Origin of the sequence: Achromobacter sp. 413638 (assembly GCF_043119405.1) — a bacterium.
Lineage (GTDB): Bacteria > Pseudomonadota > Gammaproteobacteria > Burkholderiales > Burkholderiaceae_B > Achromobacter.
This window is the reverse complement of the sequence record NZ_JBICCO010000143.1, coordinates 1-9,344: the sequence shown is the minus strand read 5'-3', so window position 1 is coordinate 9,344 and position 9,344 is coordinate 1. Positions and strand designations below refer to the sequence as shown.

The 9,344-nt window shown below is 69.2% G+C and carries 6 protein-coding genes; 1 reads left to right on the top strand and 5 read right to left on the bottom strand.

Annotated features, from left to right (window positions below):
* The 5 genes from ACEU5R_RS31370 to ACEU5R_RS31350 all read right to left on the bottom strand — a co-directional run.
* Window positions 1–1,352 (bottom strand): ArnT family glycosyltransferase (locus tag ACEU5R_RS31370; protein ID WP_392413757.1); only part of this gene is annotated, 1,352 nt, incomplete at its 3' end.
* A complete protein-coding gene (locus tag ACEU5R_RS31365; RefSeq protein WP_392413755.1) occupies window positions 1,336–2,457 on the bottom strand; it encodes a glycosyltransferase family 2 protein in 1,122 nt (373 codons plus the stop codon). The genes ACEU5R_RS31365 and ACEU5R_RS31370, both read right to left, overlap by 17 nt.
* 120 nt (window positions 2,458–2,577) lie before the next feature.
* On the bottom strand, window positions 2,578–5,754 hold the full coding sequence (locus ACEU5R_RS31360) for a CusA/CzcA family heavy metal efflux RND transporter (RefSeq protein WP_392413753.1): 3,177 nt from the start codon (window positions 5,752–5,754) through the stop codon (window positions 2,578–2,580).
* 16 nt (window positions 5,755–5,770) lie between these two features.
* Window positions 5,771–7,267: an efflux RND transporter periplasmic adaptor subunit gene (locus tag ACEU5R_RS31355; RefSeq protein WP_392413751.1), complete on the bottom strand. Its 1,497-nt coding sequence runs from the start codon at window positions 7,265–7,267 to the stop codon at window positions 5,771–5,773.
* Window positions 7,268–7,280: 13 nt separating this feature from the next.
* Window positions 7,281–8,555 (bottom strand): TolC family protein, encoded by a 1,275-nt coding sequence (locus tag ACEU5R_RS31350; protein WP_392413749.1) that lies wholly within the window; start codon window positions 8,553–8,555, stop codon window positions 7,281–7,283.
* Between the two features lie 322 nt (window positions 8,556–8,877).
* Between ACEU5R_RS31350 and ACEU5R_RS31345 the strand changes: the two genes are divergently transcribed.
* Window positions 8,878–9,216 (top strand): DUF4148 domain-containing protein, encoded by a 339-nt coding sequence (locus tag ACEU5R_RS31345; protein WP_103272073.1) that lies wholly within the window; start codon window positions 8,878–8,880, stop codon window positions 9,214–9,216.
* The last annotated feature ends 128 nt before the right edge of the window (window positions 9,217–9,344 follow it).

Genomic DNA, 9,344 nt, shown 5'->3' with positions numbered 1-9,344 from the left:
AAAAAACCCCCCCCCCCCCCCCCCCCCCCCCCCCCCCCCCCCCCCCCCCCCCCCCCCGCCACGGCATCCATGGGAAGCTGGCCGGCCGCGCCCTGCGAATAGAAGCGCGCCGAGAACGGCCTGCTGCCCACGAAGACCAGCTGCTCGCCGGGCTGCATGCGCGCGAAGGCCTGGGCCACCAGCTGCTTTTCGGTCTTGTAGCGTTCGGGCTGCGCGAGCGACAGCGCGCCCAGCGTCAGCGCCGCGAGCGGGGTCAGCAGCATCAGCGCCGCCGGCAACCGGGCGCGCCAGCCCTGCGTCGGCGCATGGTCCGCCATCCAGGCGCCCAGCGCCAGCGCCAGCGGCGGTAGCGAAGGCAGCACGTAGGTCCAGAGGATATTGCCGGACAGCGTGAAGAACGCGGGCGCGGCCAGGCCCCAGAGCAGCAGGTAGGCGCGCAGCGGATCGCGCGCCAGCGACGCCAGCCGGGTCCGCAGCGGCGCGTCCTGGCCGGGCCGCAGGAACAGCCACAGGCCCGCCAGTCCCCAGGGCATGGTCGCCAGCAGCCAGTCCAGCCAGATGCCGCCATAGGGCCGCTTGTGCGCGGTGCCGTACAGATCGCCTTGCCAGCCCGGGTCGACGAAGCGCAGGAAATGCTCGCCCACGATGAAGTACTGGAGGAAGCCGGGCGTGCGGATCTCGGCCATCACGTACCAGGGCAGGGCCAGCGCCAGCATCAGGATCGTGCCGCCGATCCAGGGCAGCGCGCGCCACTGCGCGCGTCCGGCGGGCAGCAGCGACCAGGGCAGCACGGCGGCCGCCACCAGCACCAGGGCCAACGGCCCCTTGGACAGCAGGCCGATCGCCAGACCCACGAAGAAGCCATAGCGCCACCACGGGGGGCCGTCGCGTCGCGCCAGCAGGAAAGACGTCATCGACAGCGTCACGCCCAGCGCCAGGTAGGGATCGGTCAGCACCGCGCCGGCGCTGGCCAGCGGCAGCAGCATGGTGGCGAACACCAGTGCGGCCCAGCGCGCGGCGCTGACGCCGAACCGGCGGGCGGCGAAGGCATGGACCAGCGCCAGCACGCCCAGCATGGCGGCGAAGGCCGGCAGGCGCAGGCTGAACTCGGACAGACCCAGCAGCTTGATGGACAGCGCCGGCGCCCAGAACGCCAGCGGCGGCTTGCCCCAGAAGGGCACGCCCGGCTCGAACCAGGGCGTGACCCAGTCGCCGGTGACGGCCATCAGGCGGGCGATCTCGGCGTAGCGAGGTTCCGAGGTGTCGGCCAGCGGCATGACCGCCATGGCGAACAGCCGCGCCGCGAGGATGGCCGCCAGGCCCAGCAGCAGGGCCTTAGAAGTTGACCGCATGCGGACCCTCTCCGGTCATGGCGGCGGATGCGGCGGCCTGGCGCGCCGGGCCGGCCGCGTCGTCGCGCGCGTATCCGGAGGCCGGGGCCGCCGCCGTGCCGGGTTCGGATCCGGGCAGGCGCAATGCCGCCGTGCGGCTGCGCTGCACGTCGCGCAGCAGGTAGACCGGCCGTTGCTTGGATTCCATATAGGTCTTGCCCACGTACTCGCCCAGCAGGCCGATGGTGATCAGCTGCACGCCGCTCAGGAAGGTGATGATGGCGATGAGCGAGGGATAGCCATGCACTTCCTCGCCCAGCAGCAAGGTCTTGATCGTGATGACGATGCCGAACCCGACGCCGGCCAGCGCGGCGGCCACGCCCAGGCCGGTGGCCCAGCGCAGCGGCGCGGTGGAGAACGAGGTGATGCCCTCCATCGCCAGCCGCATCAGGCCCAGGTAGTTCCACTTGGTGGCGCCGGCGGCGCGCGGATCGCGGTCGTAGTCGAGGATGCGGGTGGGCAGGCCGATCCACGCGTACATGCCCTTCATGTAGCGGCAGCGCTCGGGCAGCTGCAGCAGGGCCTGCACTGCCTTGCGGCTCATCAGCCGGAAGTCGCCGGTGTCGGCGGGAATGTCGGCCTTGCTGAGCCGGTTCAGCAGCCGGTAGTAGGCATAGGCCGAGGCGCGCTTGAGCCAGCTCTCGCCGGCGCGGCTGCGGCGTCGCATGCAGACCACGTCCGCGCCCTCGCGCCAGGCGCGCACCATGTCGGGGATCAGCTCGGGCGGATCCTGCAGGTCGGCGTCCAGGATCACGATGGCCGCGCCCACGGCGTGCTCGATGCCGGCGGTCATGGCGGCCTCCTTGCCGAAGTTGCGCGACAGGCGCAGCAGCTTCAGGCCGGGTTCCGCGCGGACTCGCGCGGCCAGGAACTCGGCGCTGCCGTCGCGGCTGCCGTCGTCGACGAACACGATTTCGTAGGACTCGTTCAGGCCGTCGAGCACGCGCCTCAAGCGCTGCAGGCAGGCGGGCAGCACCTCGCGCTCGTTCAGGAAGGGCACGATGACCGAAAGCTGCACGGCGGGTCGGCGGGCGCGCGCGGCGGTGGGCGGAGGGGGAAGATGCATGGAGATAACCGATCGGGGAAGAATTCAGGCAATGTAGCGATCGAGCGCCGACGAATAGCCGACGGCCCGATTACATTTCCGTAAGGCGCGGCGGACCCGGGTGGGCCGCCGCGCCTGGCCTCATGCGTTGTCGCGGGCCACGCGGGCTGATTCGGCCAGTTCCAGCTCCTCGGCGTCCTTGCGGTGCAGCAGGCGGTACAGCGCGGGCAGCACCAGCAGGGTCAGGATGGTCGAGGAGATGATGCCGCCGATCACCACGGTGGCCAGCGGGCGCTGCACCTCGGCGCCGGTGCCGGTGGCGAGGGCCATGGGCACGAAGCCCAGCGAGGCCACCAGCGCCGTCATCAGCACCGGCCGCAGCCGCGTCAGCGCACCTTCGCGCACCGCTTCGTCCAGCGGCTTGCCTTCCTGGCGCAATCCGTTGATGAATGACAGCATCACCAGGCCGTTGAGCACCGCCACGCCGCACAGCGCGATGAAGCCCACCGCCGCCGTGATCGACAGCGGCATGCCGCGCAGCCACAGCGAGATGATGCCGCCTGTCAGCGCGAAGGGAATGCCGGTGAAGACCAGCAGGCCGTCCTTGACATTGCCGAACATGGCGAACAACAGCGCGAACACCAGCGCCAGCGCGGCCGGCACCACGATCTGCAGGCGCTGGGCCGCCGATTGCAGCTGCTCGAACGTGCCGCCCCAGGTGGTCCAGTAGCCCGCCGGGATCTTGACGTCGCGTTCGATCACGTCCGCCGCCTCGGACACGAACGAGCCCAGGTCGCGGCCGCGCACGTTGGCGCTGATCACGATGCGGCGCTTGCCGTCCTCGCGCGAGACCTGGTTGGGGCCGGGCGACAGGTCCAGGCTGGCGACCTCGGACAGCGGGATGTAGGCCGTCTGCGCCTGCCCGTCAGCCTTGGGCAGGGCGATGGGCAGCTTGCGCAGGGCGGGAATGCTCTCGCGCACCGATTCCGGCAGCCGCACCACGATGTCGAAGCGCCGGTCGCCCTGGTAGTACGTGCCGGCCGCGCGCCCGCCCACGGCGATCGCCAGCGTGTCCTGCACGTCGGCCAGACTCAGCCCGTAGCGCGCCGCGCGGGCGCGGTCGATGTTCACGGTGAGCACCGGCAGGCCGGTGGTCTGCTCGACCTTGACCTCGGACGCGCCGGGAATCTTGTTCAGCGACTCGGCCACTTCGGCGGCCGTGCGGTTGAGCACGTCGTTGTCGTCGCCGAAGATCTTCACGGCCACGTCGCTGCGCACGCCGGAGATCAGCTCGTTGAAGCGCAGCTGGATGGGCTGGGAGAACTCATAGTTGTTGCCCGGCATCTTGCCCGCTTCCTCCTGGATGGCGACCAGCAGCTCGGCATGGGTCTTGCGCGGCTTCGGCCATTGATCCATGGGCTTGAGCATGATGTAGCCGTCGGAGATGTTCGGCGGCATCGGGTCCGAGGCGATCTCGGCCGTGCCGGTGCGCGCGAAGATCCGTTCGATCTCGGGGAATTTCTCTTTCAGGCGTACTTCCAGCTGTTTCTGCATCTCCAGCGACTGGCTCAGGCTGGTGCCGGGAATGCGCAGCGCCTGGATCGCCATGTCGCCTTCGTTCAGGCTGGGAATGAACTCGCTGCCCATGCGCGAGGCCAGCACGCCGCAGGCGACCATGAATACGGTTGCCGCGATCAGCACGCGCGGCGTGCGGCGCAGCGCCATGTCGAGCAGCGGCTCGTAGCGGCGCTTGGCCCAGCTCATCAGGCGGTTTTCCTTCTCGGCCACCTTGTTGCCCATGAACAGGGCCACGGCCGCCGGCACGAAGGTCACCGACAGGATCATCGCGCCCAGCAGCGCCAGCACCACGGTCAGCGCCATGGGGTGGAACATGCGCCCTTCCACGCCGGTCAGCGCGAAGATGGGCAGGTACACCACCATGATGATGAGCTGGCCGAACAGCAGCGGCCGGCGCGCTTCGCGCGCGGCGGCGAAGACCTCGTGGAAGCGCTCGCTGCGGGTCAGCGGCCGGCCTTGATGGGCCTGGGCATGGCTCAAGCGCCGCACGCAGTTCTCCACGATCACGACGGCGCCGTCGATGATGATGCCGAAGTCCAGCGCGCCCAGGCTCATGAGGTTGGCGCTGACCTTGTACGTGACCATGCCGGTGAAGGTGAACAGCATGGACAGCGGGATGACCATGGCCGTGATCAGCGCCGCCCGGATGTTGCCCAGGAACAGGAACAGGATCACGATGACCAGCGTGGCGCCTTCCAGCAGGTTCTTCTTGACGGTGGCGATGGCCTTGTCGACCAGATTGCTGCGGTCGTAGGCCGTGATCAGCTTCACGCCCTCGGGCAGCGTCTTGTTGATGGCGGCGATGCGATCTGACACTGCCAGCGATACGGTCCGGCTGTTCTCGCCGATCAGCATGAAGGCCGTGCCCAGCACTACTTCCTTGCCATTGTCGGTGGCCGCGCCGGTGCGCAGCTCGCGGCCGATGGACACCTCGGCCACGTCGCGCACGCGGATGGCCTGGCCGTTCACGGCGGTGAGCAGCACGTTGCCGATATCATCGACCGACTGGACCTGTCCCGGCGCCCGGATCAGGTACTGCTCGCCCTTGCGCTCGATGTAGCCGGCGCCGATGTTGGCGTTGTTGCGGTCCAGCGCCGTCATGATGTCGGTCAGCGACAGGCCGTAGGACGCCAGCTGCTCGGTGTTCGGCGCCACCAGGTATTCCTTGGCGTAGCCGCCGATGGAATTGATTTCCGTCACGCCGGGAATGTTGCGCACCTGCGGCTTGACCACCCAGTCCTGGATCTCGCGCAGGTCGGTGGAGGTATAGGGCGAGCCGTCGGGCTTGCGCGCGCCGTCCTCGGCCTCGACCGTCCAAAAGTAGATCTCGCCCAGGCCGGTCGAGATCGGCCCCAGCGTGGCCGATATGCCTTCGGGAAGATTCTCGCGCGCTTGCTGCAGTCGTTCGTTGACCAGCTGGCGCGCGAAATAGATGTTGGTGCTGTCGTTGAAGATCACCGTGACCTGCGACAGCCCGTAGCGCGACAGCGAGCGGGTCTGTTCCAGGCCGGGCAGGCCGGCCATCACGGTCTCGATCGGGTAGGTGACGCGCTGCTCGGTCTCCAGCGGCGAATAGCCAGGCGCGGCCGTGTTGATCTGCACCTGCACGTTGGTGATATCGGGCACGGCGTCGATGGACAGCCGCGAGTAGTTGTAGATGCCGACGGCGGCCATGGCCAGCGTGACGAACAGCACCATCCAGCGCTGTTCGATGGCAAAGCGGATCAGGCGTTCAAACATGTATGTAGCCCCTGGCTCAGTGCGCGTGGTCGGCGCTGGCCTTGCCCAGCTCGGACTTCAGCACGAAGGCGTTGTCCGTCACGTAGCGCACGCCCGGGGCCAGGCCGGACAGCACTTCGACCTGATCGCCCGCGGTCTTGCCCAGCTTGACCGGCTGTGCCAGGAAGCCGCCGGGCACTTCGATGAACACCGAGGGCAGGTCTTCCACCGTCTGCACCGCGTCGGCGGCGATCGCCACCGGCACGTCACGCTGGCTGGTCACCACGTTGACCGAGACGAACAAGCCGGGCCGCCAGGCCATGTCGGGGTTCTCCAGCGTGACGCGCGCCGTGGCCGTGCGGGTCTGCTGTCCCAGCAGCGAGCCGATATAGGACACTTTGCCCATCGCGTTGCCGGCAAAGGACGCCGAACTGACGCGGGCGGCCTCGCCCACGCGCACGTCCTGCAGATCCTTGGCCGCGATCGAGAATTCCGCCCAGACGGTGCGCAGGTCGGATAGCGTGAAGATATTGACGTTGTCGGCCAGCGCCTCGCCCAGCGTGATGTGCTTTTCGACGATCACGCCGTCGAACGGCGCGCGGATCTCCAGCCGGCTCAGGTCCTTCGCGCGCGGCGTGGCGCCCACGGCGGCCAGCTTCTGCTCGGCGTTCTGCACCGCGATCTGCGCTTCCTGCAAGGCGGTGCGCGCCTGCTGGTAATCCTGTTCGGCGGTGACCTGATCGCGCCACAGCTTGAGCTCGCGCTGGTGCGTGGCGGCGGCCAGGTCGCGCCGCTTGACGGCGGCCAGCCATTCGCTGCGCAGGTCGGACAGGGCCGTGCTGGACAGCGCGGCCAGCAGCTCGCCCTTCTTGACCATCTGGCCCAGCTCGACCGGGGCTTCCTGCGCCACGCCGGCCAGGCGCGGCACGATGTGCGCGGTGCGGTCGGCGTTGAACTTGATCTCGCCGGGGAACTGCGAGGTGGCTTCCAGCGCGGCGGGAGCGGCGGCGGCGCTGCGGATGCCGGCTGCGGCGACCTGCTCGGCGGCGAGCGCGATCAGGCCTTCGTCCTTTTCCAGCGACGCCTTCAGCGGCTCGGCCTGGCCGGGCCAGTTCACCTCGGCTTCGATCTCGAAATAGTGCGGTTCGACGATGTCCTGGGTGCTGACCAGCGCGCCATCGGATGGCTCAAGGCGCAGTTCTTCCACGACGCCATTCGGGCGCAGCACGCGGACGCGGGCCTTGATCTCGCCCGTCGCGACCGGCTTGGAGCCGGCGTAGGCCCACAGGCGCAGGCGCGAGGTACCACCGGATTCGCTGACCAGCAGTTCGACGCCGTTGCCGCCGGCGCGGGTCAGGACGCCGCCTTGCGGGCCTTTTTCGGTCGGCGCATGGTCGGCGTGGCCGGCGCTGGCGGGCTTTTCATCGGCGGCCGCGCTGGCGGCGGCCAACAGACTGGCGGCCGTGAGCAGCGCGGCGGCCAGGGACCGCGCGCGGGAATGGCCGGGGGGGAAACGCAGGATTTGCATGGTCATGGCGTAGTGGTGGTCAGCGTCCGAGGACGCGATCGATGTTGGCCCAGGCCTGGTAGGCGTTGGTCAGGGTGGACAGGTAGCCCAGTTCGGCCTGCGAGCGGGTGCGTTGGGCGTCCAGCACCTGCAGATAGCCGACCTTGCCAGCCTCGAAGCCCTTGAGCGCGCTGTCGTAAGCGCGGCGCGCGCTGGGCAGCACCGTGGCGCGGTAGTCATTGGCCGCGCCCGCCGCCAGGTCGAACTGGGAGACCGATTGCAGCAGCTCGGCCGCCAGCCGCGCCTCCAGGTCGCGGTACTGGTCGCGCGCCTTGTATGAGCGCATCGTGGCGGCATAGACGTTGCCCTGGTTGCGGTCGAACAGCGGCAGCGGAATGCCGACGCCGAACTGGACCTTGTTGCGGCCGGCCTCGTAGTCGCGGGCCACGCCCGTGCTCAGCGTGATGTCCGGATAGCGCTTGCTCTTCTCGACCTCCAACTGCGCCGCGCCCAGGTCCACCGACAGCCGGCCGGCCTGCATGCGCGGCGATTGCGCCAGCTCGCCGCGTAGTTCGTCGAGCGTGCCGCGCTCGGGCAGTCTGCCGATTTCGCCGCGCACGCTGGAGAAATCAGGCGCCGTGTCGCCCCACAGCACGGCCAGGCTGCGCCGGGCGGTCTGCAGCGCCGCTTCGGCAGCGCGTGTTTCGATGCGGGCGTTGGCCAGTTCCACGCGCGCCGCGTTGCTTTCCAGCGGCGGCGCCTTGCCGGCGGCCACGCGCTTGTCGGCCAGTTGCAGCGCCTTCTGGGCAATGCTTGCGTTCTCCTGCGCGACGCGCACGGTTTCCTGCGCGGTGGCCACGTCGAAGAAGGCCGCGATCACGGTCGAGCGCAGATCGGCGCGGGCCGCGCCCAGGTCGGTCTGCGCGATGTCGCGCGCCAGTCCGGCGGCCTTGACGCGCGCGCCGCGCTTGCCGCCGGTCTCGATCGGCATGCTGAGCGTGGTGGTGGTCGTGCGCGATGCCTTGCGCCGATCGTCCATGCTGACGTCGATGCTGGGATTGGGCAGCAGGCCCGCCTGCTGCAATTCGCCTTCGGTCGCGGCGGCTTCGTTGCGCGCTGCGGCCAGCAGGGGACTGCGTTCGAAGGCGATGGACAGGGCCTGTTCCAGCGTCAGCGGCGCGTTGGGGGCGGCTTGATCGCTGGAGGGCGGAATGGCGGTCGAAGGCGGCGCCAGGAACGAAGCGGGCGGCTGGCTCCAGGCCGGCGCGGCCAGCAGGGCGGCCGCCAGGGCCAGCGGTATCAGGGATGGGCGCATGATTCTGTCAGGGGAAGGGAGTGGCGGGCCCGCGCAGCCGGGCTGGGATAGGCATCTGGCGGCACTGTATCGAACGGGCCTCGTCAGAACCTCGACAGAAAAATGACATTTCCGTAAGGTTTCCGTCTCTGCCATGGGTCGGCGCGAAGCCAGGAAACACGCGGGTTTCGGGACAGTCGCGCCGATTACGAATTCGTAATCGGCGCGTTGGCGAATTGACGCGATCAGATCCGTAAAGTTGTCGTCATCGCTTAACACGAAGCGTGTACCGGGCTGGCGCCTTCGCCGGTCCGTCAACGTCAACCGCCGTAAGGAGATCCTGATGAAAACCCGTCACGCCGCCGCCCTGTCGCTCTGCGCCGCGCTCGCCCTGCCCTTCGCCGCCAGCGCCTCGAACGTCTGGCACCAGACCGATACCGAGATCGGCTACGCCATCGCGCCCGAACACGCAACCGGCGGCAAGAGCCGGGCCCAGGTGGACAGCGAGCTGGCCGCCGCCAAGGCCGATCCAGGCAAGTGGTTCCTGGCCTATCGCAATCTGGGCACGCCGGGCTGGTACAAGCAAGGCACCGCGCTCACCCGCGACGAGGTGCAGGCAGAGGTGCGCAACATGAGCGCGCAAGAGCGCGCCCGCCTGAACAGCATCTACACCCCGGGCTGAGGGCGGCATCGCCCGTGCCCTGCCAATCCGCGCGGCCGCCCAAGGCGGCCGCGCGCCTGCGGGCGGAGCGGCTTATTCCGTCCCCCCCTTTTACGCTGAGTTAGCCCAGCCACCCAAAACGGCGCGCC